Source organism: Pseudomonas sp. PDM04 (genome assembly GCF_014851765.1).
Classification (GTDB): domain Bacteria; phylum Pseudomonadota; class Gammaproteobacteria; order Pseudomonadales; family Pseudomonadaceae; genus Aquipseudomonas.
This window is the reverse complement of sequence record NZ_JACVAI010000001.1, coordinates 270,093-296,931: the sequence shown is the minus strand read 5'-3', so window position 1 is coordinate 296,931 and position 26,839 is coordinate 270,093. Positions and strand designations below refer to the sequence as shown.

The window sequence follows — 26,839 nt, the reverse complement described above, 5'->3', positions numbered from 1 at the left end:
CTGCGTAAATTTCGCGGCCTCGGAGATGCAAACGGGTGATTAGCTCAGCTGGGAGAGCGTCTGCCTTACAAGCAGAATGTCGGCGGTTCGATCCCGTCATCACCCACCACTCCCGAGAGTCTTGCGAAAGCAAGATGGAAGCTGAAAAGCCTCCACCGACGCGCAGCGGTAGTTCAGTCGGTTAGAATACCGGCCTGTCACGCCGGGGGTCGCGGGTTCGAGTCCCGTCCGCTGCGCCATATTTTACGAATCGAATTCATTCGGTTCGCGATTGAAGCCACCGAAGGCTTCAGTCAAACGAGTTACCTGGACGCAAGTCCACAGCGATACGCAGCGGTAGTTCAGTCGGTTAGAATACCGGCCTGTCACGCCGGGGGTCGCGGGTTCGAGTCCCGTCCGCTGCGCCATATCTGCCTCAAGGCCCACTGAACGCCTTGGTGCTACGAAGGCCGCTGAATTTCAGCGTTTACTTCGGATCGATAGCAAAGACCCTGGTCGAAAGACCGGGGTTTTTTGTGTCTGAAATTTGGCTGTTTATACCCCTCCTTGTTTGATCCATGCGGCCTTTCTGCACATTCGCTGTATAAAAGGCTTGGTTCAACGCATCATCATTAATTAGAATCACTCTCATTTACGAAAACTCTTCGGGCCAGGGCTTCTTGAAATGAGTGATGCAGCGATGCCGCAGGAGCAAACCCTTCACGACCTGTACCGCGATCACCGTGGCTGGTTGGAAGGCTGGTTGAGAAGACGCCTGGGGAACGGCTGTGATGCCGCGGACCTGAGTCAGGATACATTCCTGCGCGTACTCTCCAGCTCCCAGCGGATCGCCGATCTGCAGGAACCCCGGGCCTACCTGCTGACCGTAGGCAAACGCCTGCTGAGCAATTTCTACCAACGTCGCAGCCTTGAGCAGGCTTACCTGGCTGCACTGGCGTCGCTGCCTGAAGAATGCGCGCCATCCCCGGAACAGCGCTGGCTGCTGCTGGAAACTCTGCAAGCGCTGGATGAGCTGCTCGATGGCCTGCCGAGGGCGGTGCGTCGGGCGTTTCTGTGGAGTCAGCTCGAAGGCTTGAACTATCAACAGATCGCCGAGCGCCTGCAGGTGTCCGAGCGTACGATCAAGCGCTACATGGCGCAGGCTTATGAACATTGCCTGTTGGTGGACCTGTGAACAGTCAGGTGGTCGATCCGCGTCAGGCCGTGCGTGCTGCTGCGCAATGGCTTGCGCTCCTGGAGTCGGGCGCCGCCGATGAGCAGGACCGGGCGAATCTGCAGCGCTGGCGCGATGCCAATACGACCCACGAGCAGGCCTGGCAGAAGGCACAAGCCCTGCGCCAGCGTTTTGCCGATCTGCCGTCGGCGCTCGCGCTGAGCAGCCTGGATCGCCCTGATCCCGGGCGTCGGGTGCTGCTCAAGCGTGCACTGGGGGCTGTGGCGTTGGTTCCGGCAGCGTGGTTGATCAGCCGGCAACTGCCGCTGGACGTCTGGCGTGCCGACCTGCACACCGCTACCGGCGAGCGGCGGAAGGTGCAGTTGGCCGAGGGCAGTTCCCTGCAGCTCAATACCGCCAGCGCCGTCGATGTCGATATGCAGGCGCGTCGGGTGAGGCTGATCGAGGGTGAGTTGTCGCTGAAGGTGCCGGGTTCGGTGGCGCTGACGATCCAGACCCGATTCGGCAGCGTCGTCGTCAGTCAGAGCGAAGTCTGTGTGCGTCAGGAAGCACGCGGCTGCCGCGTGTCGGTGTTCAACGGTTCCGTGCAGTTGCAGCCCTTGCAGGGGCCACCACTGGCGTTGCGCGCCGGCCAACAGGTCAGCCTCGGCGAGTCAGGTGCCGGTGTGATCGCGCCATTCGACACGCTTGCGCCGGGTTGGCGCGAAGGTGTGTTGATGGCGAACAACCAGCCGCTGGGTGATTTCCTGCGTGAGCTTGGCCTCTATCGACCGGGCATCCTGCGCTGGGACCCGGAACTGGAAGCCCTGCGTGTCACCGGCAGTTTCCTGCTCGACGACACCGACCGGGTCCTTGCACTGCTGGCGGCCAGCCTGCCGTTGGAGGTGCATGCCCGGACCCGATACTGGGTCACGCTGCAATCGCGCAAAAATAGTGTGTAAAGCCTGTCCCCTTTTTTTGGCTCGCTTGTCATTCAAGGCATGTGAATGATCAAGAGAGCAATTCCAATGCGTGCAGTTCGTTACCGTCGTCCGGTTTTTTCGGGTCCGTTGATGCACCTGGGGCTGATGCTGGGCCTGAGTGCCAGTCCTTTGTGGGTAAGCCCGGCCTGGGCTGATGATGCCGCCCGGCGCCAGTTTCAGGTGCCTGCCGGCAGTCTCGGCGATGCGCTGACCCGTTTCGCCGGCCTGGTGGGCGTCAACCTCTCGGTCGATCCGGCGCTGGTGAGCGGGCGCAGCAGCACCGGCCTGTCTGGCGAGTACGCGGTCGAGGAGGGCTTTGCCCGCCTGTTGCAAGGTTCTGGCCTGCAACTGCAACCGGTCGGCGAGCAGGCGTATATCCTGACCCCCGCGCCGGATGGCAGCAGCCTGCAACTGGCCCCGACCTCGATTCTCGGGGCCACGGGCGGGGCTGGCGGTGAGGTGTTTGCCGGCGGCCAGGTCGCGCGTCGCGGGTCGCAGGGGCTACTGGGCTCGAAAGACTTCATGGAAACGCCTTTCAGCATGACGACCTATACCAGTGAAGTGGTCAAGAACCAGCAGGCGCGCACCCTGGGCGACCTGATTTCCAGCGATCCTTCGGTTCGTGCCACCAACCCGGCGGGGGGGCGCTATGAACAGTTCACCATTCGCGGGTTCAGCCTGTTCAACAGCGATGTCGCCTACAACGGGCTTTACGGCGTGCTGCCGACGTACACCATCGATATGGAGATGGCTGATCGCGTCGACATCATCAAGGGTCCGAGCCAGTTGATCAACGGCATCTCGCCGCGGGGCAGCGTGGGGGGAGGGATCAATGTCGAACCCAAGCGCGCCACCGACAAGCCCATTACCTCGTTCACCGGCAACTACGCGTCGGACAGTCAGGTCGGTGGTGCCGTGGACGTCGGTCGGCGTTTCGGCGAAGACAACCAGTTCGGTCTGCGTTTCAACGGTGTGAAGCAGTCCGGCGACACCGAATGGGATCACCAGAATGTCGACCGCGAGATGGCTGTGCTGGGCTTGGACTTTCGTGGTGAGCGCCTGCGGCTGTCGACTGACCTGGGGCGTACCGAACGAGACACCGATGCGCCGCAGGAGCGTGTGCAGGTCGGTGCCAATGCGAAAGTGCCGAGCGCGAACGAGGTGCACCGCAACTACGCGCAGCCGTGGAGCAAGGCCAGCACCAACGACACGTTTGGCACGGTGACCGGCGAGTTCGATATCAGCGATTCGGTCATGCTGTACGGCGCGGCGGGTGCGCGCAAAAGTAATCATGATTTCCTCCGGCATGCCGTTTCCGTGACCAACAACCGGGGGGATTTCAGCGTTCAGCCGCGAGACTTCACCCGCGACGAAAATGTCCGCACGGCCACCGTAGGGGTGCGCAACTGGTTCCATACCGGTTCAGTGAGTCATGAGGTGAACCTGGCGGCCAGCTATTTCTATATGGACTTTGAAAACGGCGGGGCTCGGTACGCGGCGGCCAACAGCAACCTCTACAACCCGGTGGTCACGCCAACGCCTGTGCGTCCCACCCGGCTGGACTCGAAGGTCTACACCGAAAACCGCTTCAGCGGCGTAGCGCTCTCCGACACCCTGGGCTTCTTCGATGATCGCCTGTTGCTGACCCTGGGCGCGCGCTGGCAGCGGGTGAAGGTTGACGACTGGGCCGATGATGTCAAAGGCGACACCGCATACGATGAGGAAAAGGTTTCGCCGTCGGGCGGCATCCTGTTCAAGGCGACCGACAAGCTGTCGCTGTACGCCAACTACATGGAGGGTCTGAGCCAGGGCAAGGTCGCGCCGTCGACGTCGATCAACGAAGACGAGATCTTCCCGCCCTTCATCAGTCGCCAGGTCGAGGTCGGCGCCAAGTATGATGCCGGCCCGTTTGCCGTCACCGCTGCGGTATTCCGCATCAAGCAGCCCGCCTATGAAACCAATGCCACGACGCGGGTTTTCGGGCCTAACGGCAAGCGTCAGAACGACGGTGTGGAGCTGAGTGTGTTCGGTGAACCGCTCAAAGGGTTCCGTCTGCTTGGCGGTGTGATGTACATCGACAGCGAGTTGACCCACACCACCAACGGCACCTTCGATGGCAACCGCGCGCCGGCCACGCCGAAGTTCAACGTCAATCTCGGCGCCGAGTGGGACGTGCCGACCGTCGAGGGCCTGACGCTGACCAGCCGGGGCATCTATTCCAGCTCGCAGTACCTGGATCAGTCCAACGTCAAGGAAATCGATTCCTGGGAGCGGTTCGACGTGGGGGCGCGTTACGCGTTCAAGGTCGAAGAAAAGAACATTACCCTGCGGGCCAACATCGAGAACGTTGCGGACAAGCGTTACTGGAGCTCGGCCGGCGCGTCGGATGACAGTGAGCCTGGGTTGACGCTGTCGACGCCGCGGACCTATCTGCTCTCTGCAACCGTCGATTTCTGAGTGAGGGCTGTGGGGGCGAGCAGACTCGCTCCCACCAGGCGCCTTTTGTTCATCCCGTTGTGTCGTTCAAAAGCCGAGCTTGTCCCGAAGCCCGTAATACCACGCACCCAACGCAGCAAACGGTGTGCGCAGCAACTGTCCGCCGGGGAAGGGGTAGTGGGGCAGGTCGGCAAAGGCGTCGAAACGTTCGGCCTGACCGCGCAACGCTTCGGCCAGGACCTTGCCCGCCAAGTGGGTGTAGGTCACGCCGTGGCCGCTGCAGCCTTGGGAGTAGTAAATGTTGTCGCCCAGACGTCCGACTTGGGGAAGACGGGAAAGGGTCAGCAGGAAATTGCCGGTCCAGGCGTAATCGATCTTCACGTCCTTGAGCTGCGGAAAGGCCTTGAGCATCTTTGGCCGGATGATCGCCTCGATGTTTGCAGGATCCCGCGCGCCATAGACCACGCCACCACCGAAAATCAGGCGCTTGTCGCCACTCAGCCGGTAGTAATCGAGCAGGTAATTGCAGTCTTCTACGCAGTAATCCTGAGGCAGCAGGTTGTTCGCCAGCTCATCGCCCAAGGGTTCGGTGGTGATCACTTGGGTGCCGCAAGGCATCGACTTGGCGGCCAGTTCCGGCACCAGATTACCGAGGTAGGCGTTGCCCGCCACGATGATGAATTTGGCCCGCACCCGACCTTGAGGCGTGTGCACCACCGGGTTGGCGCCGCGTTCGATACGCACCGCCGGCGATTGCTCGTAGATGGTGCCACCCAGTGATTCGACGGCTGCTGCTTCGCCCAGGGCCAGGTTCAAAGGGTGAATGTGGCCACCGCTCATGTCGAGCATGCCGCCCACATACTGCTCACAATTCACCACTTCACGGATGCGACGTTGATCCATCAGCTCCAGCTGGGTATGACCAAATCGTTCCCACAGGCGCTTCTGCGCTTCCAGATGGCCCATCTGCTTGGTCGTCATCGCGGCAAACACGCCGCCGTCCTTCAGATCGCACTGAATATCATATTTGGCGACCCGCTCACGAATGATCCGTCCGCCCTCGAACGCCATCTGCCCCAGCAACTGGGCTTGCCTGGGACCGACCGTACGCTCGATCACGTCGATATCGCGGCTGTAACTGTTGACGATCTGACCACCGTTGCGACCCGACGCGCCGAAACCGACCTTCGCCGCCTCCAGTACCGTGACCTTGAAGCCGCTCTCCAGCAAAAACAGGGCAGAGGACAGGCCGGTATAACCCGCGCCGATCACACAGACATCAGTCTCTACGTCACCCTGCAGGGCCGGGCGCGGCGGAACCGCGTTGGCCGATGCGGCGTAATAGGACTCTGGGTAGGGAGTGTTCGCCATCCTGCTGCCTCTGTTTAATATATTTTACGAGTGCAGCGATCCTACCCGAGTTGAAAATCGACCGCCAGCCATCGCAAATTCCTGCTGGCGGCAACGAAATTAAATATTTTGCATATTCATAGGGTTAGCTCGAAAAAAGGTGTTGACACCCTTCCGGAATTCCGTAGAATGCCGCCTCACAGCAGGCACGTAGCTCAGTTGGTTAGAGCACCACCTTGACATGGTGGGGGTCGTTGGTTCGAGTCCAATCGCGCCTACCAAACAAAATCCGCTCTGCTGGGCGGTCTGGAAGGGCTCACCGAAAGGTGGGCCCTTTTTTGTTGTCTGGCGTTTCTGCCTCACGATCTCCTTGTGCCTGACAGAGCGCTACTCAATACTTTTCAAGCCCACCATGCTCCGCGCCAGTCTTGCTCGTTCACTCCAGGCAATGGTGTGGCTCGCCTTGTTCCACCGCACTTTTCTTATTCCACGATCTTCAGCCCTGTCGATGGCTTCTGAAACCAGTCGGATGCTGAATGTCGTCCCTGCGCATTCCCCGTGGTGCAGCAGGGCAGCTTTCCACGCTTCAAGATCACTCATGCTGGATCGTTCGATGATGATGGCTTGCTTGCAACCGCCCACTACAAAGTGGATCTCGTAACGTTCCTTCATTACTCAAGCGTGCCTGTTTTGCTCCATATTGCGAAATATTATCATTTGCGAAGCGTGTCGGTGTGAGGATTTGCGAGAGAATGCTTTCATTCGCTCGGGAAGTGCTTAGCCAGTCCATTGGTTTTGCTGGCCGAGGGGGGGGCGCGTCTGTTCATGCAATGCATCGATTGATGAGCTACTACTGACAGGTTGCATAACCGTGTCCTGACAGGAGTTTCTCGATGCTTGTTCATTGGTTTCTAGCGGCGCTTCATCTATTGGCATTTGGCCTGGGGTTATGGGCGGTGCTGGCGCGCGGTACGAATTTGCGACGTTTGGCAGTGGGTGTGGGCGAGGTCCGCAGTGTGCTGGTTGCGGATAACGTCTGGGGGCTTTGTGCCCTCATGCTGTTGGTGACCGGTGGGATGCGCGCATTTGGCGGGTACGAAAAAGGAATGGACTATTACCTGCACCAGCCGCTGTTCCACCTGAAGATGACGCTGTTCGTGCTCATCCTGCTGCTTGAAGTGGCGCCGATGGTGGCCTTGATCAAATGGCGGGTCGCGCTGGCCCGGGGCGCAGCCATCGACACCGCGCGCGCCACGCTGTTTGCAAGGATCAGTCATGTCGAAGGGTTGCTGGTCTTGCTGATGGTCATCGCGGCCACGGGGATGGCGCGTGGCGTCACGTTTGGCTAGCTGAGGTTCGTCGGACGGTGAAGCGGGGGGGGGGAGGAGAGCATTGATGCGCAAATCTTTAGCCAGCCGTCGTTGCGCGGCGAACGGGCTGGCTACTGACTGCGACAGGATTCAGGACTGCGACTTGTCCGGGGCGGTCAGGCCGGCCTGAATGCGCTGATAAATTTCTTCGCGGTGCACCGCAACGTCTTTCGGGGCGTTGATGCCGATTCTGACTTGCTGGCCGCTTACGCCCAAAATGGTGATCGTAATGTCATCGCCAATGTTTATGCTTTCACCGACTTTGCGGGTGAGTATCAGCATGGTCTTCTCCTTGATTGCTTCGTGGGGCACCTGTTTCGGACAGTGCAGAGGTCGGTGGTATGTATAGATTAGTGCGAAGTCTCACGGTTTGGGTGCCTCTTTCTGACGTGCAGATGCTGCATTAATTCCCAAGGCGTAACTATACAGAGGCCGCATCCATCATTCTCGTTGTTTTCAGCCGATTTTGTGGGACTCGGGATGTATTCATGAATGATAAAATCCCCGCTTTCAGCATTCAGAGGAAAGCGTTGTGCGCAAAATGGCCTGGGTAATCGCAGTACTGGCATTGGCGGGATGTGGTGAAGGCAAGAGCGTCGATGCGCAAAAGCCGCAACCGACAGTGGCCGCTACGCCGGCGGCTGCCTCGGCTCCTCAGTGGGATCTGGAGGTCCGGGGTGAAATAACCCAGGCGGTCAGTGACCTGAGTGGCTGGTTGATCGAGCACAGCTTCATCGCCAATGTGATCAAGGAAAACGGCAAGACCCGCATCCTGATGGGACCCTACAGTTCGAAAGCCGAGGCTGAGGCCAAGCAGGAAGAGGTGCGCGCGGCGCTGACTCGGGCGAAAAAACAGAACATCGAATTGCTGGTCATCGAGCGCCCGGCGGTTCAGTAATCGCAGTCGCCTGTTGATCGGGCGGCAAGATGAAGACTGGGTCGTGTTTAAAACAAAAAAGGCCTCGGGTGTTCACCCCGGGGCCTTGTGTTTTCCAGTTGACGTTTAACCGCACGCCTTCATGTCGACCGGCCCGACAAACTCGTTGCCGCGCCCCATGACACAAGCCACGCTCTGGTTGCGCTGACGTTCCCAGGCTTGTACCGGGTAGGTTTTGTTCCAGGCTTCGTACAGTTGCCGGTCCTGCTTCGACAGGCGCAAACCGTATTGCTTGCTCATGTAGAAGTAAGTCCGGGCGATCATGCCGCGAATGGACGGACGAGGCATGACCTTCTTCGCCTTGAAGTCGATTTGCGTCAGGCACGACCCATATTGACCCGATTGTTCCGGCAGCCAGCCAAAGCTGAAGTTGCTGCGGTCACCGTTCACTTCACCGATGCTTGGCACCAGGTTATGCAAATCGGCCTCGGCCTTCTGGTAGGTCGGGTCGTATCGCGTGCAATTCTTGCGTCCACCTTCCTGCCAGCACTGGCGCTGGTGGCCGATCTGCCAGGCCGGGACGATGTGCTCCCACTCGATGCGCGAGGCGCGCTTGGTATTCTTGCGCGGCACGTAGCCGCAGGCGGAGAGGTTCACCTTGTTGCCGGTGTACTTGCACCCGCAGTAGAACTCGGTGGATTGTGGGGCATACAGTTTCCAGGCGACTTTCTTGGCTTCGTTGAAGGTGCGTGGAGCGTCGGCGTGGGCGGCCGTCGCGGAAAACAGCAACAGTAAAACAAACCAGCGGACACTCATTGACTCAATCTTCCTTCGGTACAACCCAGAAAATCTGTACACCGCCGTCGTCGCGGTAGGCGAGGGTGACGTTATCGTTCTCGTCGATTTCCTCGAGCAGTTGCTCCCACTCACTCTCGGGTTCATCCGGAAGGCGAAAGATCAGTGCCGCCCTGGCTTTCTGGGCTGTGGGGGAATTGATGATTTTCTGAACGCGCAGACCCATGCGTTGATAGGTGTCAGGAGAAGCGGAGGTGGTGGCCACGGAATTATCCTTATTAAGCTGTACGTGCATACAGTATTTAACCGTAAGCATTTTCGCAACTGCTTAAAATTCAAGAAAATCCTCTGACAGCGGTTTTTCCCGTTTGGTGTAGGACGTTGGTTTTTTTTATCAGCCGGCAACGGCGGCAGGCTGATACCTGGCTGATCGCTAAAGAATCCCGAGTTCGGGTCGATGCCCTTCAAAGGATTTTCTTTCCAGGAGTTCACATGTCATTTTCGGTTGGCTTCCCCAATGCGAGCGCAATCACCATCGGGGGCAAATCCGTAGCCACGATCAACACATTGAGCGACGCGACGGCCGAGGCTTCGTCGCTGGTGTTGGGCAACGAGGATGAAGGCGATGCAGCGGAGGTCCGCACAGGTGGCGGCCCTTTGACCGAGAGCAAAAAAACGGAGAGCGGCAGTGGCCAGAGCATCACGGTGAAGATGCTGCTCAAGCGCATGCAGGAGTTGCAACAGCAACTGCGAGAGCAACAGCAACAATTGGCAGCGGCGCAGGCTGCGTCTTATCCAACTCCGGAAGCGAAGCAGGCGGTGGTCATGTCGATTCAGGGCCAGATAGCCGACACCAATGGTGCGTTGGCTCAGGTCACGGCTAACCTGGTCAAGGAGCTGGCCAAGGGTTCCGGTACGGGCGGCATTGTCAGCACCACGGTGTAGTTCCTGACACCATAGGCTGTCACTCTGGCCAGAGGCTCAAGCGCCGCACAGGCGCTGACACACCTGGCAGCTTTCCAGTCGTTGACAAATCACGACGAGATTCGCATAGTTCGGTCTTCGCAAACGTTTGCGAGGCTCCGCCGACTGTCTATTGCACAGCGGTGAAGTGTACATCAGCGCAAGCGTTGCTCAGAACAATCATAAGATCGGAGTGAACCCATGAAGCTGCCATTCGCTGGACGTCTTCTTGCTGTCGCTATGCTGGCTGCCGCATCCGCCGCGATGCCTGTCTCTTCGGCTTTCGCCGAAACCCCTGAAAAACCTAAAGTCGCGCTGGTCATGAAGTCTCTGGCCAACGAATTCTTCCTGACCATGGAAGACGGTGCCAAGGCTTACCAGAAAGAACACTCCGGCGATTTCGAGCTGATCTCCAACGGTATCAAGGACGAAACGGACACCGCCAACCAGATCCGTATCGTCGAGCAGATGATCGTCTCCAAGGTCAATGCACTGGTCATCGCCCCGGCTGATTCGAAGGCCATGGTGCCCGTGATCAAAAAAGCGGTCGATGCCGGCATCACGGTGGTAAACATCGATAACCAGTTGGACGCTGCGGTCCTCAAAAGCAAGAACATCACAGTTCCGTTCGTAGGCCCGGACAACCGTAAGGGTGCGCGCCTGGTGGGCGAGTACCTGGCCAGGCAACTGAAAGCCGGTGATGAAGTCGGCATCATCGAAGGCGTTTCCACGACCACCAATGCCCAGGCCCGCACTGCAGGCTTCAAGGATGCAATGGAAGCGGCGCAGATCAAGGTCGTGTCCCTGCAGTCCGGCGATTGGGAAATCAACAAGGGCAACCAGGTTGCCTCCTCCATGCTCAGTGAATACCCGAACCTCAAGGCCCTGCTGGCCGGCAACGACAGCATGGCGGTCGGCGCGGTGTCTGCGGTGCGTGCCGCAGGCAAGGCCGGCAAGGTGCAGGTAGTCGGTTACGACAACATCAATGCGATCAAGCCGATGCTCAAGGACGGCCGCGTCCTCGCCACGGCCGACCAGTTTGCCGCCAGGCAAGCCGTGTTCGGTATCGAGACGGCGCTGAAGATCATCAAGGGTGAGAAAGTCGACAGCGGCGCCAACGGCGTCATCGAAACGCCGGTCGAGCTGGTCACCAAGTAGTCCTTCTGGCGACACAACGGTGCTCGCCCGTCCGGGCGAGCGCATGGAGATTCTTATGTCAGTTTCCGCCCCGAACGCTGTCCTCTCGGTCAGCGGTATCGGCAAGACTTATGCGCAACCTGTCCTCACTGGAATCGACCTGACGCTGATGCGCGGCGAGGTGCTGGCGCTGACGGGCGAGAATGGCGCCGGCAAAAGCACGCTGTCGAAAATCATCGGCGGACTGGTCACGCCAACCACCGGTCAGATGCAATTCCAGGGTCAGGATTACCGTCCCGGCAGCCGCACCCAGGCTGAAGAGCTGGGCATCCGCATGGTGATGCAAGAACTCAATCTGCTGCCGACCCTGTCCGTGGCGGAAAACCTGTTTCTCGACAATCTGCCCAGCAACGCGGGCTGGATCAGTCGCAAGCAATTGCGCAAGGCGGCGATCGAGGCCATGGCCCAGGTCGGGCTCGAGGCGATCGACCCGGACACGCTGGTCGGCGAGCTGGGCATCGGTCACCAGCAAATGGTGGAGATCGCCCGCAACCTGATTGGCGATTGCCATGTGCTGATTCTCGATGAGCCGACCGCGATGCTGACGGCCCGTGAAGTCGAAATGCTCTTCGAGCAGATCACACGCCTGCAGGCACGTGGGGTGTCGATCATTTACATCTCCCACCGCCTTGAAGAGCTGGCGCGAGTGGCGCAGCGCATTGCGGTATTGCGCGACGGTAACCTGGTCTGCGTCGAACCGATGGCCAACTACAACAGTGATCAATTGGTGACCCTGATGGTTGGCCGCGAGCTCGGCGAACACATCGACATGGGGCCGCGCAAGATCGGCGCTCCGGCGTTGACGGTCAGGGGGCTGACCCGGGCCGACAAGGTGCGCGATGTGTCCTTCGAGGTGCGTGCCGGCGAAATCTTCGGCATTTCCGGTTTGATCGGGGCAGGGCGCACCGAACTGCTACGGCTGATATTCGGCGCCGATGCGGCAGACAGCGGCACGGTGGCGCTGGGTTCGCCGGCGCAGGTCGCAACCATTCGCTCGCCGGCGGATGCCGTTGCACATGGCATCGCGCTGATTACCGAAGACCGCAAGGGCGAAGGCTTGCTGTTGACTCAGTCGATCAGCGCCAACATTGCCCTGGGCAATATGGCGGAGATATCCAGCGCGGGCTTCGTCAACAACGGCGAGGAGGTGTCGCTGGCCCGGCGCCAGATCGACGCCATGCGCATCCGCAGTTCCAGCCCGACGCAATTGGTATCGGAGCTGTCCGGCGGTAACCAGCAGAAGGTCGTGATCGGCCGCTGGCTGGAGCGCGATTGTTCGGTGTTGCTGTTTGACGAACCGACACGCGGCATCGATGTCGGTGCCAAATTCGACATTTATGCATTGCTCGGTGAGCTGACCCGGCAGGGCAAGGCGCTGGTGGTGGTGTCCAGTGATTTGCGCGAGCTGATGCTGATCTGCGACCGCATCGGCGTACTGTCGGCGGGGCGCCTGATCGAGACGTTCGAGCGCGACAGCTGGACCCAGGATGACTTGCTTGCCGCCGCTTTTGCCGGCTACCAAAAACGTGATGCGTTGCTCAACGAGGCAGCGCCTAGGGATCTCCCATGAAAACTGCAACGCCTGCCGGTCAACGTAGCGGCAATTTCTACGGCCTTGGCACTTACCTGGGCCTGGCCGGTGCCTTGCTGGCGATGGTCGTGCTGTTCTCGATCCTGAGCAGCCATTTCCTGTCCTATGACACCTTCAGCACCCTGGCCAACCAGATACCGGACTTGATGGTGCTGGCAGTCGGCATGACCTTCGTGCTGATCATCGGTGGCATCGACCTGTCGGTGGGGTCGGTGCTGGCGCTGGCGGCATCGACGGTCAGTGTGGCCATTCTGGGTTGGGGCTGGAGCGTGCTGCCGGCAGCGCTGCTTGGCATGGCGGCCGCTGCATTGGCCGGGACCATCACTGGGTCGATCACTGTAGCGTGGCGAATCCCGTCGTTCATCGTGTCCCTCGGCGTGCTGGAGATGGCGCGTGGCGTGGCGTACCAGATGACTGGCTCGCGCACGGCCTACATCGGCGATGCCTTCGCCTGGCTGTCCAACCCGATTGCCTTCGGCATCTCGCCTTCGTTCATCATTGCCTTGCTGATCATCTTCATTGCCCAGGCGGTATTGACCCGCACCGTGTTCGGTCGTTATCTGATCGGTATCGGCACCAATGAAGAAGCGGTACGTCTGGCAGGGATCAATCCAAAGCCCTACAAGATCCTGGTGTTCAGTCTGATGGGGTTGCTGGCCGGTATCGCGGCGCTGTTTCAGATTTCACGCCTGGAGGCGGCGGACCCGAATGCCGGTTCCGGCCTGGAGTTGCAAGTGATCGCGGCGGTGGTGATCGGAGGCACCAGCCTGATGGGGGGGCGCGGTTCGGTCATCAGCACGTTTTTCGGAGTCCTGATCATTTCCGTGCTGGCGGCCGGCCTGGCGCAGATCGGCGCGACGGAACCGACCAAACGCATCATCACCGGTGCGGTCATTGTGGTAGCGGTGGTGCTGGATACCTATCGCAGTCAGCGCGCAAGCCGGCGGACCTGAGTCATGGCAACCATTAAAGATGTAGCCGCGCTCGCGGGAATTTCCTACACCACGGTGTCCCATGTGGTGAACAAGACCCGTCCGGTCAGCGAAGAAGTGCGGGTCAAGGTCGAGGCCGCGATCAAGAGTCTCGACTACGTGCCCAGCGCGGTGGCCCGTTCGTTGAAAGCCAAGACCACGGCAACCATTGGCCTGCTGGTGCCCAACAGCCTCAACCCGTACTTCGCCGAATTGGCGCGCGGTATCGAGGACTACTGCGAGCGCAATGGCTACTGCGTGATTCTCTGCAACTCCGATGACAATCCGGACAAGCAACGCAGTTACCTGCGCGTGTTGCTGGAAAAGCGCATCGACGGATTGATCGTGGCGTCAGCCGGTGGTGACGCCGGTCTGGCGGAGGGGTTGGCGGGGGTGCGCACGCCGATGGTCATCGTCGACCGTGGGCTGCAAGGCGTGAATACCGACCTTGTGCGCATCGACCATGAATACGGTGCTTATCTGGCGACCCGGCACCTGCTGGAATTGGGGCATAGGGACATCGCCACGATCGGCGGGCCGGCAGGCACCAGTGTGGCCCAGATGCGCCTGGCGGGTTATCGCCGCGCCTTGCAGGAAGCGGGCGTCGAAGTGCCCCGCGAGCGGGTGCTGGAAAGCGATTTCACCAGCACCGGCGGTTACACAGCCGCCGCGACCCTGTTGGAAAAGAACCCGCCCACCGCGATTTTTGCCGGTAACGACATGATCGGCTTCGGCGTCCTGCGAGCTGCCGCCGAGCGCAACATCCGTGTACCGGCCGAGTTGTCGGTGATCGGCTTCGACGATATCCAGATGAGCCGTTACGTTTATCCGGCGCTGACCACCGTAGGGCAATCGATCCTGCAGTTGGGGGAGATGGCGGCCGGCGTGCTGCTGCGCAGGATCGCCAAGCCGGATACGGCGATCGACCAGCGGATCGTGACACCCAGTATTGTCCTGCGGGAATCGACGGCGCCTCTGGCGGGTCTTTTCGCACAATTGCGTTGATACAGCGAGTAGTGATGTATGCCAGCAAGAGTAGTGGTGATAGGTAGCCTGAACATGGACCTGGTGACCCGTGCTTCGCGTTTGCCCCGTGGCGGCGAGACGCTCATCGGTGAGTCGTTTACCACGGTCCACGGCGGCAAGGGTGCCAATCAGGCCGTTGCTGCGGCGCGGTTGGGCGCGCAGGTTTCGATGGTCGGTTGCGTCGGCAGCGACGCCTATGGCGAAGCGCTGCGCGGGGCGCTGCTGGCTGAGCGAATCGATTGTCAGGCGGTCAGCGTGGCAGAGGGTGCCAGCGGCGTTGCGTTGATTGTGGTCGATGACAACAGCCAGAACGCGATCGTGATCGTTGCCGGTGCCAATGGGGCGTTGACGCCAGCATTGATCGACCGGTTCGACACGGTATTGCAGGCGGCGGATGTGATCATCTGTCAGTTGGAAGTGCCCGATGCCACGGTCGGTCATGCGCTCAAGCGCGGCCGCGAGTTGGGCAAGACGGTCATTCTCAATCCGGCGCCTGCCAGTCGTCCGCTGCCGGCAGACTGGTATGGCGCCATCGATTACCTGATCCCCAACGAAAGCGAAGCCTCGGCCCTGACCGGGCTGCCGGTGGACTCGCTGGCGACTGCTGAAACCGCGGCGTCCCGGTTGATCGCGATGGGCGCAGGCAAGGTCATCATCACACTCGGCGCACAGGGCTCGTTGTTCGCCAATGGCCAGGGCTTCGAGCACTTTGCCGCACCGAAGGTGAAAGCGGTCGATACGACGGCGGCCGGCGATACCTTTGTCGGTGGTTTTGCCGCTGCACTGGCCGCCGGTAAAAGTGAAAGCGAGGCCATACAGTTCGGACAGGTTGCCGCTGCGCTGTCGGTCACCCGGGCTGGCGCGCAGCCCTCGATTCCCGATTTATCCGAAGTACAGGCCTTTGAAGCACCATGAAGAAGACACCTCTGCTCAATGTCGCGTTGTCGCGACTGATTGCTTCCCTGGGGCACGGCGACCTGGTCGTGATCGGTGACGCCGGCCTGCCAGTGCCGCCGGGTGTCGAGCTGATCGATCTGGCTCTGACCCAGGGTATTCCGGATTTCATCAGTACGTTGAACGTTGTGCTCAGCGAAATGCAGGTCGAACGTCATGTGCTGGCCCTTGAGATCCTGGACAAACAACCGTCAGCGCTGGCTGCGCTGGAAAAACTGCATGCCGAAGGTGCGCTGGGTCAGCGCGAGTTGCTCAGCCATGAGCAGTTCAAGGCCTTGAGCCGACAGGCGAGGGCGATCGTGCGCACCGGTGAATGCCAGCCGTACTGCAACATCGTGCTGGCGGCCGGGGTCACCTTTTGAATCGATTCACTGTTTCCCCCTGCACAAGGAGTGCGCCATGTACCGCTATGCTCAGAAATTGCCCCGTCTGCTCCGGAGCCTGCTGCTTTTGACCCTCATGACCGCAACGAGCGCCCAGGCGGCCGACAGGATCGACCTGATCATCGACACCGATCCAGGTGCCGACGACGTGGTGGCCTTGCTGCTCGCCCTGGCATCACCACAGGAATTGAATGTTCTCGCGCTGACCACCGTGGCCGGCAATGTGCGCCTGGACAAGACCTCGCGTAACGCGCGGCTGGCGCGGGAGTGGGCAGGCCGCGAAGAAGTGCCTGTGTATGCGGGAGCGCCGAAGCCGCTGATGCGTACGCCGATCTATGCCGACAACATTCACGGCAAGGAAGGCATGGCGGGCGTCACGGTGTATGAGCCGCAGAAGGGGCTGGCCAAGGGAAATGCGGTCGATTACCTGATCGATACCTTGAAAACCGCCAGGCCCCACAGCATCACCATCGCCATGCTGGGGCCGCAGACCAACCTGGCCCTGGCGCTGATCCAGGCGCCGGAAATCGTTGAAGGCATCAAGGAAGTGGTGATTATGGGAGGGGCGCACTTCAACGGTGGCAACATCACCCCCGTGGCCGAATTCAATCTGTTCGCCGACCCGCAGGCTGCAGAGGTGGTGCTGAAAAGCGGCGTCAAGCTGACTTACCTGCCACTGGACGTGACGCACAAGATCCTGACCAGTGACGCGCGTCTGAAGCAAATCGCTGCGTTGAACAACGGGGCCGGCAAGCGGGTGGGCGACATCCTCAACGAGTATATCAAGGCCGATATGGAGCACTACGGCATTCCAGGTGGTCCGGTGCATGACGCCACCGTCATCGCCTATCTGCTCAAGCCTGAGCTGTTCAGCGGGCGCGCGGTCAATGTGGTGATCGATAGCCGTGAAGGCCCGACCTTCGGTCAAACCATTGTCGACTGGTACGACGGTCTGAAAGCGCCGAAGAATGCCGTCTGGATTGAAAGTGGTGACGCTCAGGGCTTTTTTGACCTGCTGACCCAGCGTCTGGCTCGCCTGAAGTAAGCTTCACCCCCGCAGGTGCCGGCCTGCGGGTTTCACTCCCTTTCGTTGGTGTCGGCGCCTTTGTAGTCGGCCGGGTATTTTTCGAATACCTGGGCAATGAACGATTGTGCTGCCTCTGTGCCCAGCTCCTTGACCAACAGATCGATGCCTATGATTGCCAACTCTTCCGGGCTGCCCGGGCTGTAGGAGCTATGGCCCTGGGGCCATTTGGCCTTGATGTCGGCGTCTATGCTTACGGTGGTCATGATGGCGCTCGTGAATTGGGTGAAGTCCGCGTAGGAGTTAATCATTTTGCGGCCCGTTTGACACTCCGACTTAGGCATGAGGGCAGTGCTATGCGACACTGGGTCTTTAACGATTTTTCAAGGATCGTGCTGTGCAGATCGATTTGAATGCTCCTGACGGCCTGACCCTGGAAGCGGTGCGCCAACTGCTGGCCAGTGCCAGCGATGATGAACACACGCAGCTGCGGGTGACCAAGGGTGGTATTGCCTATATTTCGTCGGGTGTCGTGGGCGGCACTGACATCGAGGGCCTGCTGTTTCGCCTGGAAACGTGGGCCAAGGGCTCCGGTTACGTGGGGCGGGTTGCCGCCAGCGATGAGGTCTGGGTCATGCAGATCTTCAATGCGCTGAAAGCCAACTGGCCCAAGCCACCCTTCGATTACATCGATATATATTGAGTGCCGTTCATATTCAGTCACGATTGAGCGGTGGACGACAGAGGAGGGTCAGGCACACTCGCCAGCCACGGTCGTGGGCAAGGTGCTAGTACCCCTTTGTGAAACCAAACGTCATATTGGCGGTCGCACGATCTAGTCTTAACTACTGGAAAAAAGGAGGCTCCATGCCTTGGAAGCTCGCGTCATTGGGTACATTGCTGGCCGCTGGCTTGCTGGCCGGTTGCAGCAATACATCCACCGACTCGGCCACGGACCCTGTTGCGTCGGCTGATTCCGGCCACAGTCGCTGCGAAGCAAAGGCTGCCGAGTTCACTCTTGGTAAAAAGGCTTCGCCCGAACTGCTCGAGCAGGCACGCGTTCGCGCCGGTGCGCAGAGCGCCCGAATCCTCAAGCCCAACGACATGGTGACCCTGGAGTATCGCTCCGATCGCCTGAACTTGAGCACCGATGACCAACTGGTGATCAACCGGGTCAATTGCGGCTGATAGCGACAGGTTTTCAATCGCCCATAAAAAACCCCGTCACATGGACGGGGTTTTTTTAGCGCGCCGGGAAATTACTCTGGGCGAACTTGTGCAGCTTGCATACCCTTTTGGCCTTTCTCAGCCACGAAGGAAACGGTTTGGCCTTCTTTCAGGCTTTTGAAACCGTCGCTTTCGATAGCTTTGAAGTGTACGAACAGGTCGTCACCGCCACCTTGAGGAGTGATGAAGCCGAAGCCTTTTTCATCGTTGAACCATTTAACGGTGCCGGTTTGGCGATTAGACATGGTGTATCTCCAAGAAACATATATTTTCAGTAGTACTGTGCTGCTCAGGCCAACTGGGCACACCGGGGTATCATAGTCGAAATGTTCGATTTGGGAGCCCCCCGGACGTACTGTTTACCCTTCAGTCGCTCGCTCTTTGTTGCTCGATGCGCCTGAAAGCCCCGATTTAAAAGGCTTTCAGGCTAAAGTAAAGACGATAAAAAAAGCTGTAAAACCTGCATAAATTGTTGAAAAGGGCGCTTTTTCGCGGGATTTTCAACGGTAGTCGAGCCCTTCTCGCGTCTGTTCGACGTTATTTTTTGGCCTTGTTATCGGCCTTGCACGCTGAAATCTGGGTGAGCGCCTTGCGCTGCAGCGCTTCGTCGGCCTTGTTATCCATCAGAGCTTGCAGATCGGCGGCGGGGTACGACTTGATCGCATCCGCACCACAGGCGCAGTGGGCCTTGGCTGCAGCGGCGCCGATCTGGGGGCTTGCCGCCTGGGTGCACTGCGCCATGTACTTCTCGCGTTCGCCCTTGGGCCAGTCGGCGTGGGCAGTCAGCGGCAGCAGGAGGGCAATGGGGGCGACTACTGCGAACAAACGATTCAGACGCATGCTGAGATGCTCCTTGTGGGTCAATGTCTTTTTATCTGAGGGGTGAAAGGGGGCCAAGTTCAGCACTCTGGCATAAAATGGCCGATTTGCCCCAATGGAAAACCTGGGCGCGGCGATGACCGTTCATCTGTGCTAGCATGCGTCGCTCGGGTGTTTGCACGCTCCGGATGACCCGCGGTCCCGGCGGCGAATGTCCGAATAACCCCGATTTGAATCCCAGTCACTCTGGTTCGGTTTTCCGGTTGGCCGCAAGGCTCCTGCCGCTGTAAGGCAGGCGTTCGTCATTGAATGGCCTGGACTGGATCTTGTACTGGCTCATCCCAACCCACGTGACCTTTGGTAGGGGTCACCACTAGGAGAGGAGGCGCCATGCCAACTATTACTCTTCCCGACGGCAGTCAACGTTCATTCGATCACCCGGTTTCCGTTGCCGAGGTCGCCGCATCCATCGGTGCTGGCCTGGCCAAGGCCACCCTGGCCGGCAAGGTCAATGGCAAGCTGGTCGACGCCAGCGACATCATCGACAGCGATGCCACGCTGCAAATCATTACGCCAAAGGATGAAGAGGGGCTGGAGATCATTCGCCACTCTTGCGCGCACCTGGTCGGCCACGCGGTCAAGCAGCTGTACCCGACTGCCAAGATGGTCATCGGGCCGGTCATCGACGAAGGCTTCTATTACGACATCGCCTTCGAACGTCCTTTCACCCCGGACGACATGGCGGCCATCGAACAGCGCATGCAGCAGCTGATCGAGAAAGATTACGACGTGATCAAAAAAGTCACTCCGCGCGCCGAAGTGATCGAAGTGTTCAAGGCCCGCGGCGAAGACTACAAGCTGCGTCTGGTCGAGGACATGCCGAACGAGCAGGCCATGGGCCTGTATTATCACGAAGAATACGTCGACATGTGCCGCGGGCCGCACGTGCCGAACACGCGTTTCCTGAAATCCTTCAAGCTCACCAAGTTGTCCGGCGCCTACTGGCGTGGCGATGCCAAGAACGAGCAGTTGCAGCGCGTTTACGGCACGGCGTGGGCTGACAAGAAGCAGCTGGCGGCTTATATCCAGCGCATCGAGGAAGCTGAAAAGCGCGATCACCGCAAGATCGGCAAGCGCCTGGGCCTGTTCCACACCCAGGAAGAAGCGCCGGGTATGGTGTTCTGGCATCCGAACGGCTGGACCCTGTATCAGGTCCTCGAACAGTACATGCGCAAGGTTCAGCGCGAAAACGGTTACCTGGAGATCAAGACGCCTCAGGTCGTCGACCGTAGCCTTTGGGAAAAGTCCGGGCACTGGGCCAACTACGCCGACAACATGTTCACCACCGAGTCGGAAAGCCGCGACTACGCCATCAAGCCGATGAACTGCCCTTGCCATGTGCAGGTGTTCAACCAGGGCCTGAAGAGCTACCGTGAGCTGCCGATGCGCCTGGCCGAATTCGGTGCCTGCCACCGTAACGAGCCGTCGGGCGCGCTGCACGGCATCATGCGGGTGCGTGCATTCACTCAGGATGACGCCCACATCTTCTGCACCGAAGAGCAGATGCAGGCCGAGTCCGCCGCGTTCATCAAGCTGACCATGGATGTCTACGCCGACTTCGGCTTCAAGGACATCGAGATGAAGCTGTCCACTCGTCCGGAAAAGCGCGTGGGTTCCGACGAGCTGTGGGATCGTGCCGAGGCCGCATTGGCCGCAGCCCTCGACAGTGCGGGCCTGCCGTACGACCTGCAGCCGGGAGAAGGCGCGTTCTACGGGCCGAAGATCGAATTCTCGCTGAAAGATTGCCTCGGCCGTGTCTGGCAGTGTGGTACCCTGCAGCTCGATTTCAACCTGCCTGTCCGTCTGGGCGCCGAGTATGTCTCCGAAGACAACAGCCGCAAGCATCCGGTGATGTTGCACCGGGCGATCCTCGGATCGTTCGAGCGTTTCGTCGGAATTCTGATCGAGCACTACGAGGGTGCATTCCCTGCGTGGCTGGCTCCGACCCAGGCAGTGGTGATGAATATCACTGATAAACAGGCAGATTTCGTCGCCCAGGTGGAAAAAACTCTCAACGAAAGCGGGTTTCGTGCCAAGTCTGACTTGAGAAATGAAAAGATCGGCTTTAAAATCCGCGAGCATACTTTGCTCAAGGTTCCATACCTCCTGGTTATCGGAGATAAGGAAGTCGAAATGCAAACTGTCGCTGTGCGTACTCGTGAAGGTGCTGACCTGGGCTCGATGCCCGTCGCCCAGTTCGCTGAGTTTCTCGCGCAAGCGGTTTCCCGGCGTGGTCGCCCAGATTCGGAGTAATTATTATTAAGCGTGAAATGAGACAAGATAAACGAGCTGCACCGAAGGCCCCGATCAACGAGAATATCTCGGCACGCGAGGTTCGGTTAATTGGAGCTGAAGGTGAACAGCTTGGGATTGTGTCAATTGAAGACGCGCTTCTTAAGGCTGAAGAGGCCAAGCTGGATCTGGTGGAGATTTCCGCCGATGCAGTACCCCCTGTTTGCAAACTGATGGACTACGGCAAATCGATCTTCGAGAAGAAGAAGCAGATTGCCGCGGCCAAGAAAAACCAGAAGCAGATTCAGGTTAAAGAAATCAAGTTTCGTCCAGGGACGGAGGAAGGGGATTACCAGGTAAAACTGCGCAACCTGGTACGTTTCCTGAGTGACGGGGACAGGGCCAAGGTATCCTTGCGATTCCGCGGCCGTGAGATGGCCCACCAGGAGCTGGGGATGGAACTGCTCAAGCGGGTTGAAGCTGACCTGCTCGAATACGGTTCGGTCGAACAGCATCCTAAGATGGAAGGACGCCAGCTGATCATGGTCATCGCCCCGAAAAAGAAGAAGTAATCAACAGGGCACGGCAGGCCTTCTGATTATGTTTATCAACTGAATGCGGAGTATCCGAACATGCCAAAAATGAAAACCAAAAGTGGTGCTGCTAAGCGGTTTCTGAAAACTGCTAACGGTATCAAGCACAAGCACGCTTTCAAGAGCCACATCCTGACCAAAATGTCGACCAAGCGTAAGCGTCAACTGCGCGGTAGCAGCTTGCTGCATCCGTCTGACGTGGCAAAAGTCGAGCGCATGCTGCGCCTTCGTTAATTTTAGTCAAGAATAGAGGAAGTAACTCATGGCTCGTGTAAAGCGTGGCGTCATTGCCCGTAAACGTCACAAAAAAATTCTGAAACTTGCTAAAGGCTACTACGGCGCTCGTTCCCGCGTATTCCGTGTTGCCAAGCAAGCGGTAATCAAGGCAGGCCAATACGCCTACCGTGACCGTCGTCAGAAAAAACGTCAGTTCCGCGCTCTGTGGATCGCTCGTATCAACGCTGGTGCTCGTATCAACGGTCTGTCCTACAGCCGTTTCATCGCCGGCCTGAAAAAAGCGTCCATCGAGATCGACCGTAAGGTTCTGGCTGATCTGGCAGTGAACGAAAAAGCGGCGTTTGCTGCGATTGTCGAGAAAGCTAAAGCCACCTTGGCTTAAGTACCCCCGACAGTCACCCGGCCTCACCTCTGTGGGGCCAGGTGTTAAACGTCATAAATAGGGGAAGAGCCTTCAAGCTCTTCCCCTATTTTGTATCTGGAGTCTGTACATGGAAAACCTGGATGCGCTCGTCTCTCAAGCACTAGAGGCTGTGCAAAGCGCTGAAGACATCAATGCCCTGGAGCAAATCCGGGTTCACTACCTTGGCAAGAAGGGTGAATTGACTCAGGTGATGAAGACCCTGGGCAATCTGCCACCAGAGGAACGCCCACAGGTCGGCGCCCTGATCAACGTTGCCAAGGAGCGTGTTACAGAGGTTCTCAATGCCCGCAAGGCGCTGTTTGAAGAGGCCGATCTGGCCGCCAAACTGGCTGCCGAGTCCATTGACGTGACCCTGCCTGGCCGCGGCCAGACCTCCGGTGGCCTGCATCCGGTGACCCGCACGCTGGAGCGTATCGAACAATTCTTCACCCACATTGGCTACGGCATCGCCGAAGGTCCAGAGGTCGAAGACGATTACCACAACTTCGAAGCACTCAACATCCCAGGCCATCACCCGGCCCGGTCGATGCATGACACCTTCTATTTCAATGCCAACATGTTGCTGCGCACCCATACCTCCCCGGTACAGGTCCGCACCATGGAATCGAAACAGCCGCCGATCCGCATCGTCTGCCCGGGTCGCGTGTACCGCAGCGACTCCGATATCACCCATTCGCCGATGTTCCACCAGGTTGAAGGCCTGCTGGTCGACCGCGACATCAACTTCGCCGACCTCAAAGGCACCATCGAAGAGTTCCTGCGCGTGTTCTTCGAAAAAGAACTGGCCGTGCGTTTCCGTCCTTCGTATTTCCCGTTCACCGAGCCATCGGCCGAAGTCGACATGGAATGCGTGATGTGCAGCGGCAAAGGCTGCCGCGTCTGCAAGCAGACGGGTTGGCTGGAAGTCATGGGCTGCGGCATGGTCCACCCGAACGTGCTGCGCATGTCCGGCATCGACCCGGAAGAGTTCTCCGGCTTTGCCTTCGGCATGGGCGTAGAGCGTCTGGCCATGCTGCGTTACGGCGTGAACGACTTGCGTCTGTTCTTCGACAACGACTTGCGGTTCCTCGCGCAATTTCGCTAGTCGTAACGAATTCTTAGGAGAGCAGGATGAAATTCAGTGAACAATGGCTGCGCGGCTGGGTCAGCCCGCAGGTAAGTCGCGACGAGCTGGTTGCTCGTCTGTCGATGGCCGGTCTTGAGGTCGATAGCGTTACGCCGGCCGCCGGTGAATTCAGTGGCGTGGTAGTGGGCGAGGTGCTGAGCACCGAGCAACACCCGGACGCGGACAAGTTGCGTGTGTGCCAGGTCAGCAATGGCTCGGAAACCTTCCAGGTCGTATGCGGTGCGCCGAACGTGCGTCCGGGCCTGAAAATCCCGTTCGCCATGATCGGTGCCGAACTGCCAGGTGACTTCAAGATCAAGAAAGCCAAGCTGCGGGGCGTCGAGTCCAACGGCATGCTGTGTTCCCAGGCCGAGCTGCAGGTCGGTGAGGGCAACGATGGCCTGATGGAACTGCCGGTCGATGCACCGGTGGGCCAGGACATTCGTGAATACCTGAACCTGGACGACGCCAGCATCGAGGTCGACCTGACCCCGAACCGCGGCGACTGCCTGTCCCTGGCGGGTCTGGCCCGTGAAGTCGGCGCGCTGTATGCCGCCAAGGTCACCCGTCCGGTCGTTGCCAGCGTGCCTGCCGCGCACGACGAAGTGCGTCCGGTTGACGTGCTCGCACCCGCTGCGTGCCCGCGTTACCTGGGGCGCGTGATCCGCAATGTCGACCTGTCCAGGCCTACGCCGCTGTGGATGGTGGAGCGTCTGCGTCGCGCCGACGTGCGCAGCATCGACGCTGCCGTCGACATCACCAACTACGTGATGATCGAACTGGGACAACCCCTGCACGCGTTCGATCTTGCCGAAATCAACGGCGGCATCCGCGTTCGCATGGCTGAAGAAGGCGAGAAGCTGGTACTGCTCGACGGCCAGGAAGTCAGCCTGCGTAGCGATACGCTGGTGATTGCCGACCACACCCGGGCCCTGGCCATCGCCGGCGTCATGGGGGGCGAGCACAGCGGCGTCAACACCGCGACCACCCGCGACATTTTCCTCGAAAGCGCATTTTTCGATCAGATTGCCGTTGCCGGCAAGGCCCGCTCCTATGGCCTGCACACCGATGCCTCGCACCGTTACGAGCGCGGCGTGGACTGGAAGCTGGCCCGTGAAGCCATGGAGCGCGCCACGGGTCTGCTGCTGGACATCACTGGCGGCGAAGCGGGTCCGATCATCGAAACCGTCAGCGAGCAGCACCTGCCGTCGATCGCGCCGGTGACCCTGCGCGCCCAACGCATCAGCCAGATGCTGGGCATGGAAATGGACTCGGCCGAGGTCGAGAGCCTGCTCAGCGGCCTGGGCCTGACCATCACCGCCGAAGGGGCAGGGCAGTGGCGCGTGGAAGTGCCGAGCCATCGCTTCGACATCAGCCTTGAGGTTGACCTGATCGAAGAGCTGGCGCGCCTGTACGGTTATAACCGTCTGCCGGTGCGTTACCCGCAAGCCCGCCTGGCGCCGCAAGCCAAGGCCGAAGCGCGCAGCGACCTGCCTGAGCTGCGTCGCCTGCTGGTGGCCCGTGGTTATCAGGAGGCGATCACCTACAGCTTCATCGATCCGAAACAATTCGAGTTGTTTAATCCGGGTGTCGAGCCGCTGTTGCTGGCCAATCCGATTTCCAACGACATGGCGGCGATGCGTTCGTCCCTGTGGCCGGGTCTGGTCAAGGCGCTTCAGCACAACCTGAACCGTCAACAGGACCGTGTCCGTCTGTTCGAAAGTGGCCTGCGTTTTGTCGGGCAACTGGACGGTCTGAAACAGGAGCCGATGCTGGCGGGTGTGGTGTGCGGTAGCCGTTTGCCGGAAGGCTGGGCACAAGGTCGCGATGTCGTGGATTTCTTCGACGTCAAAGCCGATGTGGAAGCCGTGCTGGGTTTCGCCGGGGCACTGGATTCGTTCTCTTTCGTGCCGGGCAAGCACCCTGCATTGCATCCAGGCCAGACCGCACGCATTGAGCGTGAGGGGCGTCTGGTCGGTTTTGTCGGCGCGATTCACCCTGAATTGTCCAAGGCCCTGGGCCTTGATCGTCCGGTCTTCGTCTTTGAGCTGGTGCTGGCAGAAGTGGCGTTGGGGAAAATGCCGAAATTCCAGGAGTTGTCGCGCTTTCCTGAAGTGCGTCGTGACCTGGCGCTGCTCGCTGATGTCGGCGTCGCGGCCAATGCCGTGCTCGACGTAATCCGTGAAAATGCAGGTGAATGGCTGACAGACCTCAGGCTATTTGACGTGTATCAGGGTAAAGGTATTGATCCGCATAGAAAAAGCCTTGCAGTTGGCTTGACCTGGCAGCATCCATCGCGCACTCTTAATGACGATGAGGTGAATACCACGACGCAAAACATCCTCACCTCGCTCGAACAAAGGTTGAACGCCACGTTAAGGAAGTGACGTATGGGGGCTTTGACGAAAGCTGAGATGGCGGAACGTCTGTATGAAGAGCTGGGCCTGAATAAGCGGGAAGCCAAGGAATTGGTCGAACTGTTTTTCGAGGAAATCAGGCACGCTCTTGAAGACAACGAGCAGGTCAAATTGTCCGGTTTCGGCAATTTCGACCTTCGGGACAAACGCCAGCGGCCTGGCCGCAATCCGAAAACGGGTGAAGAAATCCCGATCACGGCTCGCCGTGTGGTCACCTTTCGTCCAGGGCAGAAGTTGAAGGCCCGAGTTGAGGCTTATGCTGGAACCAAGTCATAACGACGAGCTACCCGTCATCCCAGGCAAACGCTACTTCACCATTGGTGAAGTCAGCGAGCTGTGTGCGGTAAAACCGCACGTGCTGCGCTATTGGGAGCAGGAGTTTCCTCAACTCAACCCCGTCAAGCGACGCGGAAACCGCCGGTATTATCAGCGACAGGACGTGCTGATGATCCGGCAGATCCGCGCGCTTCTTTATGATCAGGGTTTCACCATCGGCGGTGCGCGCTTGCGTTTGTCCGGTGATGAGGCCAAAGATGACACCACCCAGTACAAGCAGATGATTCGGCAGATGATTGCCGAGCTGGAAGATGTGCTGGTTGTCCTCAAGAAATAAAATCATTCGTTTGAATACTTCCAGTTTTCAACCGCTTGC

The 26,839-nt window shown here is 59.2% G+C and carries 31 protein-coding genes and 4 tRNA genes; 27 read left to right on the top strand and 8 right to left on the bottom strand.

Annotated elements, in window-relative coordinates:
- Positions 1-33 precede the first annotated feature (33 nt).
- The 6 genes from IB249_RS01410 to IB249_RS01385 all read left to right on the top strand — a co-directional run bounded on the left by IB249_RS01410 (position 34) and on the right by IB249_RS01385 (position 4,593).
- Positions 34-109: transfer RNA gene (locus tag IB249_RS01410), tRNA-Val, on the top strand.
- 53 nt (positions 110-162) lie between these two features.
- A tRNA-Asp gene (locus IB249_RS01405) sits at positions 163-239 on the top strand.
- A 91-nt stretch (positions 240-330) separates the two neighbouring features.
- Positions 331-407 (top strand) — tRNA-Asp (locus IB249_RS01400).
- Positions 408-664: 257 nt separating this feature from the next.
- A complete protein-coding gene (locus tag IB249_RS01395; protein WP_192301744.1) occupies positions 665-1,174 on the top strand; it encodes a sigma-70 family RNA polymerase sigma factor in 510 nt (169 codons plus the stop codon).
- Positions 1,171-2,115, top strand: a complete 945-nt coding sequence (locus IB249_RS01390) for a FecR domain-containing protein (RefSeq protein WP_192301743.1) — start codon at positions 1,171-1,173, stop codon at positions 2,113-2,115. The genes IB249_RS01395 and IB249_RS01390 overlap by 4 nt, the downstream gene beginning before the upstream one ends.
- Positions 2,116-2,181: 66 nt before the next feature.
- A complete protein-coding gene (locus IB249_RS01385) occupies positions 2,182-4,593 on the top strand; it encodes a TonB-dependent receptor (protein ID WP_192301742.1) in 2,412 nt (803 codons plus the stop codon).
- Positions 4,594-4,659: 66 nt separating this feature from the next.
- Here the strand turns inward: IB249_RS01385 and IB249_RS01380 are convergent, their stop codons facing one another.
- Entirely contained in the window at positions 4,660-5,943 is a 1,284-nt protein-coding gene (locus IB249_RS01380) for an NAD(P)/FAD-dependent oxidoreductase (RefSeq protein ID WP_192301741.1), read from the bottom strand.
- 183 nt (positions 5,944-6,126) lie between these two features.
- On the opposite strand from IB249_RS01380, the gene IB249_RS01375 reads away from it, so the two are divergent.
- Positions 6,127-6,203 (top strand) — tRNA-Val (locus tag IB249_RS01375).
- 106 nt (positions 6,204-6,309) lie between these two features.
- On the opposite strand, the gene IB249_RS01370 is transcribed toward IB249_RS01375, so the two are convergent.
- Positions 6,310-6,594: a hypothetical protein gene (locus IB249_RS01370; protein WP_192301740.1), complete on the bottom strand. Its 285-nt coding sequence runs from the start codon at positions 6,592-6,594 to the stop codon at positions 6,310-6,312.
- 221 nt (positions 6,595-6,815) lie between these two features.
- Between IB249_RS01370 and IB249_RS01365 the strand changes: the two genes are divergently transcribed.
- Positions 6,816-7,271: a DUF2214 family protein gene (locus tag IB249_RS01365; RefSeq protein ID WP_192301739.1), complete on the top strand. Its 456-nt coding sequence runs from the start codon at positions 6,816-6,818 to the stop codon at positions 7,269-7,271.
- A gap of 111 nt (positions 7,272-7,382) precedes the next feature.
- Here IB249_RS01365 and csrA read toward each other — a convergent pair whose 3' ends face one another.
- Positions 7,383-7,574, bottom strand: coding sequence for a carbon storage regulator CsrA (gene csrA, locus IB249_RS01360; protein ID WP_192301738.1), 192 nt, complete (start codon positions 7,572-7,574; stop codon positions 7,383-7,385).
- 250 nt (positions 7,575-7,824) lie between these two features.
- Here csrA and IB249_RS01355 point away from each other — a divergent pair, with 250 nt between their 5' ends.
- Positions 7,825-8,190, top strand: a complete 366-nt coding sequence (locus IB249_RS01355) for an SPOR domain-containing protein (protein WP_192301737.1) — start codon at positions 7,825-7,827, stop codon at positions 8,188-8,190.
- A gap of 105 nt (positions 8,191-8,295) precedes the next feature.
- On the opposite strand, the gene IB249_RS01350 is transcribed toward IB249_RS01355, so the two are convergent.
- Both IB249_RS01350 and IB249_RS01345 read right to left on the bottom strand, forming a co-directional pair.
- Positions 8,296-8,985, bottom strand: coding sequence for an endonuclease (locus IB249_RS01350; protein WP_192301736.1), 690 nt, complete (start codon positions 8,983-8,985; stop codon positions 8,296-8,298).
- 4 nt (positions 8,986-8,989) lie between these two features.
- Positions 8,990-9,280: a DUF1654 domain-containing protein gene (locus tag IB249_RS01345; protein WP_412547983.1), complete on the bottom strand. Its 291-nt coding sequence runs from the start codon at positions 9,278-9,280 to the stop codon at positions 8,990-8,992.
- A gap of 176 nt (positions 9,281-9,456) precedes the next feature.
- On the opposite strand from IB249_RS01345, the gene IB249_RS01340 reads away from it, so the two are divergent.
- From IB249_RS01340 to IB249_RS01305, 8 genes are all read left to right on the top strand, one after another.
- Entirely contained in the window at positions 9,457-9,909 is a 453-nt protein-coding gene (locus IB249_RS01340; protein ID WP_192301734.1) for a hypothetical protein, read from the top strand.
- Positions 9,910-10,128: 219 nt separating this feature from the next.
- Positions 10,129-11,085, top strand: a complete 957-nt coding sequence (locus tag IB249_RS01335; protein ID WP_192301733.1) for a sugar ABC transporter substrate-binding protein — start codon at positions 10,129-10,131, stop codon at positions 11,083-11,085.
- Positions 11,086-11,140: 55 nt separating this feature from the next.
- Positions 11,141-12,694 carry a sugar ABC transporter ATP-binding protein gene (locus IB249_RS01330; protein WP_192301732.1) on the top strand — a complete coding sequence of 518 codons (1,554 nt, stop codon included), beginning with the start codon at positions 11,141-11,143 and terminating at the stop codon, positions 12,692-12,694.
- Positions 12,691-13,668: an ABC transporter permease gene (locus IB249_RS01325; RefSeq protein ID WP_192301731.1), complete on the top strand. Its 978-nt coding sequence runs from the start codon at positions 12,691-12,693 to the stop codon at positions 13,666-13,668. The genes IB249_RS01330 and IB249_RS01325 overlap by 4 nt, the downstream gene beginning before the upstream one ends.
- A 3-nt stretch (positions 13,669-13,671) precedes the next feature.
- Entirely contained in the window at positions 13,672-14,691 is a 1,020-nt protein-coding gene (locus IB249_RS01320; protein WP_192301730.1) for a LacI family DNA-binding transcriptional regulator, read from the top strand.
- A gap of 18 nt (positions 14,692-14,709) precedes the next feature.
- A complete protein-coding gene (gene rbsK / locus IB249_RS01315; protein ID WP_192301729.1) occupies positions 14,710-15,627 on the top strand; it encodes a ribokinase in 918 nt (305 codons plus the stop codon).
- Positions 15,624-16,028: a D-ribose pyranase gene (gene rbsD / locus IB249_RS01310; RefSeq protein ID WP_192301728.1), complete on the top strand. Its 405-nt coding sequence runs from the start codon at positions 15,624-15,626 to the stop codon at positions 16,026-16,028. The genes rbsK and rbsD overlap by 4 nt, the downstream gene beginning before the upstream one ends.
- A gap of 37 nt (positions 16,029-16,065) precedes the next feature.
- Positions 16,066-17,094 (top strand): nucleoside hydrolase, encoded by a 1,029-nt coding sequence (locus tag IB249_RS01305; RefSeq protein WP_192301727.1) that lies wholly within the window; start codon positions 16,066-16,068, stop codon positions 17,092-17,094.
- A 32-nt stretch (positions 17,095-17,126) separates the two neighbouring features.
- On the opposite strand, the gene IB249_RS01300 is transcribed toward IB249_RS01305, so the two are convergent.
- Positions 17,127-17,339, bottom strand: coding sequence for a hypothetical protein (locus IB249_RS01300; protein ID WP_192301726.1), 213 nt, complete (start codon positions 17,337-17,339; stop codon positions 17,127-17,129).
- A 131-nt stretch (positions 17,340-17,470) separates the two neighbouring features.
- On the opposite strand from IB249_RS01300, the gene IB249_RS01295 reads away from it, so the two are divergent.
- Together IB249_RS01295 and IB249_RS01290 are read left to right on the top strand one after the other, a co-directional pair.
- A complete protein-coding gene (locus IB249_RS01295) occupies positions 17,471-17,776 on the top strand; it encodes a hypothetical protein (protein WP_192301725.1) in 306 nt (101 codons plus the stop codon).
- Between the two features lie 164 nt (positions 17,777-17,940).
- Positions 17,941-18,261, top strand: a complete 321-nt coding sequence (locus IB249_RS01290) for an I78 family peptidase inhibitor (RefSeq protein ID WP_192301724.1) — start codon at positions 17,941-17,943, stop codon at positions 18,259-18,261.
- 71 nt (positions 18,262-18,332) lie between these two features.
- Here the strand turns inward: IB249_RS01290 and IB249_RS01285 are convergent, their stop codons facing one another.
- Both IB249_RS01285 and IB249_RS01280 read right to left on the bottom strand, forming a co-directional pair.
- The gene (locus IB249_RS01285) at positions 18,333-18,545 is read right to left on the bottom strand and encodes a cold-shock protein (RefSeq protein ID WP_003179963.1); all 213 of its coding nucleotides are present in this window, start codon (positions 18,543-18,545) and stop codon (positions 18,333-18,335) included.
- Between the two features lie 292 nt (positions 18,546-18,837).
- Entirely contained in the window at positions 18,838-19,140 is a 303-nt protein-coding gene (locus tag IB249_RS01280; RefSeq protein WP_192301723.1) for a hypothetical protein, read from the bottom strand.
- Positions 19,141-19,509: 369 nt separating this feature from the next.
- On the opposite strand from IB249_RS01280, the gene thrS reads away from it, so the two are divergent.
- The 8 genes from thrS (at position 19,510) to IB249_RS01240 (ending at position 26,800) form a co-directional block, all read left to right on the top strand.
- Positions 19,510-21,432, top strand: coding sequence for a threonine--tRNA ligase (thrS, locus tag IB249_RS01275; RefSeq protein ID WP_192301722.1), 1,923 nt, complete (start codon positions 19,510-19,512; stop codon positions 21,430-21,432).
- Positions 21,432-21,983 (top strand): translation initiation factor IF-3, encoded by a 552-nt coding sequence (infC, locus tag IB249_RS01270; RefSeq protein ID WP_169851780.1) that lies wholly within the window; start codon positions 21,432-21,434, stop codon positions 21,981-21,983. Before thrS ends, infC begins: the two co-directional genes overlap by 1 nt.
- Positions 21,984-22,043: 60 nt before the next feature.
- On the top strand, positions 22,044-22,238 hold the full coding sequence (gene rpmI, locus IB249_RS01265) for a 50S ribosomal protein L35 (protein ID WP_002553160.1): 195 nt from the start codon (positions 22,044-22,046) through the stop codon (positions 22,236-22,238).
- A 28-nt stretch (positions 22,239-22,266) separates the two neighbouring features.
- Complete coding sequence (gene rplT, locus IB249_RS01260; protein WP_007905879.1) at positions 22,267-22,623, top strand: 50S ribosomal protein L20; 357 nt, start codon at positions 22,267-22,269, stop codon at positions 22,621-22,623.
- 109 nt (positions 22,624-22,732) lie between these two features.
- Positions 22,733-23,749 (top strand): phenylalanine--tRNA ligase subunit alpha, encoded by a 1,017-nt coding sequence (pheS, locus tag IB249_RS01255; RefSeq protein ID WP_192301721.1) that lies wholly within the window; start codon positions 22,733-22,735, stop codon positions 23,747-23,749.
- Positions 23,750-23,775: 26 nt separating this feature from the next.
- Positions 23,776-26,157 (top strand): phenylalanine--tRNA ligase subunit beta, encoded by a 2,382-nt coding sequence (gene pheT / locus IB249_RS01250; RefSeq protein WP_192301720.1) that lies wholly within the window; start codon positions 23,776-23,778, stop codon positions 26,155-26,157.
- Positions 26,158-26,160: 3 nt separating this feature from the next.
- A complete protein-coding gene (gene ihfA / locus IB249_RS01245; protein ID WP_002553164.1) occupies positions 26,161-26,463 on the top strand; it encodes an integration host factor subunit alpha in 303 nt (100 codons plus the stop codon).
- A complete protein-coding gene (locus tag IB249_RS01240; RefSeq protein WP_003179985.1) occupies positions 26,444-26,800 on the top strand; it encodes a MerR family transcriptional regulator in 357 nt (118 codons plus the stop codon). Before ihfA ends, IB249_RS01240 begins: the two co-directional genes overlap by 20 nt.
- Positions 26,801-26,839 lie beyond the last annotated feature (39 nt).

Bases quoted from the DNA above. Each gene is read 5' to 3' on its own strand.
- IB249_RS01395 (WP_192301744.1), top strand. From the start codon at position 665: ATGAGTGATGCAGCGATGCCGCAGGAGCAAACCCTTCACGACCTGTAC.
- IB249_RS01385 (WP_192301742.1), top strand. From the start codon at position 2,182: ATGCGTGCAGTTCGTTACCGTCGTCCGGTTTTTTCGGGTCCGTTGATG.
- IB249_RS01380 (WP_192301741.1), bottom strand. From the start codon at position 5,943: ATGGCGAACACTCCCTACCCAGAGTCCTATTACGCCGCATCGGCCAAC.
- IB249_RS01370 (WP_192301740.1), bottom strand. From the start codon at position 6,594: ATGAAGGAACGTTACGAGATCCACTTTGTAGTGGGCGGTTGCAAGCAA.
- IB249_RS01365 (WP_192301739.1), top strand. From the start codon at position 6,816: ATGCTTGTTCATTGGTTTCTAGCGGCGCTTCATCTATTGGCATTTGGC.
- csrA (WP_192301738.1), bottom strand. From the start codon at position 7,574: ATGCTGATACTCACCCGCAAAGTCGGTGAAAGCATAAACATTGGCGAT.
- IB249_RS01350 (WP_192301736.1), bottom strand. From the start codon at position 8,985: ATGAGTGTCCGCTGGTTTGTTTTACTGTTGCTGTTTTCCGCGACGGCC.
- IB249_RS01345 (WP_412547983.1), bottom strand. From the start codon at position 9,280: ATGCTTACGGTTAAATACTGTATGCACGTACAGCTTAATAAGGATAAT.
- IB249_RS01340 (WP_192301734.1), top strand. From the start codon at position 9,457: ATGTCATTTTCGGTTGGCTTCCCCAATGCGAGCGCAATCACCATCGGG.
- IB249_RS01335 (WP_192301733.1), top strand. From the start codon at position 10,129: ATGAAGCTGCCATTCGCTGGACGTCTTCTTGCTGTCGCTATGCTGGCT.
- IB249_RS01330 (WP_192301732.1), top strand. From the start codon at position 11,141: ATGTCAGTTTCCGCCCCGAACGCTGTCCTCTCGGTCAGCGGTATCGGC.
- IB249_RS01325 (WP_192301731.1), top strand. From the start codon at position 12,691: ATGAAAACTGCAACGCCTGCCGGTCAACGTAGCGGCAATTTCTACGGC.
- IB249_RS01320 (WP_192301730.1), top strand. From the start codon at position 13,672: ATGGCAACCATTAAAGATGTAGCCGCGCTCGCGGGAATTTCCTACACC.
- rbsK (WP_192301729.1), top strand. From the start codon at position 14,710: ATGCCAGCAAGAGTAGTGGTGATAGGTAGCCTGAACATGGACCTGGTG.
- rbsD (WP_192301728.1), top strand. From the start codon at position 15,624: ATGAAGAAGACACCTCTGCTCAATGTCGCGTTGTCGCGACTGATTGCT.
- IB249_RS01305 (WP_192301727.1), top strand. From the start codon at position 16,066: ATGTACCGCTATGCTCAGAAATTGCCCCGTCTGCTCCGGAGCCTGCTG.
- IB249_RS01300 (WP_192301726.1), bottom strand. From the start codon at position 17,339: ATGACCACCGTAAGCATAGACGCCGACATCAAGGCCAAATGGCCCCAG.
- IB249_RS01290 (WP_192301724.1), top strand. From the start codon at position 17,941: ATGCCTTGGAAGCTCGCGTCATTGGGTACATTGCTGGCCGCTGGCTTG.
- IB249_RS01285 (WP_003179963.1), bottom strand. From the start codon at position 18,545: ATGTCTAATCGCCAAACCGGCACCGTTAAATGGTTCAACGATGAAAAA.
- IB249_RS01280 (WP_192301723.1), bottom strand. From the start codon at position 19,140: ATGCGTCTGAATCGTTTGTTCGCAGTAGTCGCCCCCATTGCCCTCCTG.
- thrS (WP_192301722.1), top strand. From the start codon at position 19,510: ATGCCAACTATTACTCTTCCCGACGGCAGTCAACGTTCATTCGATCAC.
- rpmI (WP_002553160.1), top strand. From the start codon at position 22,044: ATGCCAAAAATGAAAACCAAAAGTGGTGCTGCTAAGCGGTTTCTGAAA.
- rplT (WP_007905879.1), top strand. From the start codon at position 22,267: ATGGCTCGTGTAAAGCGTGGCGTCATTGCCCGTAAACGTCACAAAAAA.
- pheS (WP_192301721.1), top strand. From the start codon at position 22,733: ATGGAAAACCTGGATGCGCTCGTCTCTCAAGCACTAGAGGCTGTGCAA.
- pheT (WP_192301720.1), top strand. From the start codon at position 23,776: ATGAAATTCAGTGAACAATGGCTGCGCGGCTGGGTCAGCCCGCAGGTA.
- ihfA (WP_002553164.1), top strand. From the start codon at position 26,161: ATGGGGGCTTTGACGAAAGCTGAGATGGCGGAACGTCTGTATGAAGAG.
- IB249_RS01240 (WP_003179985.1), top strand. From the start codon at position 26,444: ATGCTGGAACCAAGTCATAACGACGAGCTACCCGTCATCCCAGGCAAA.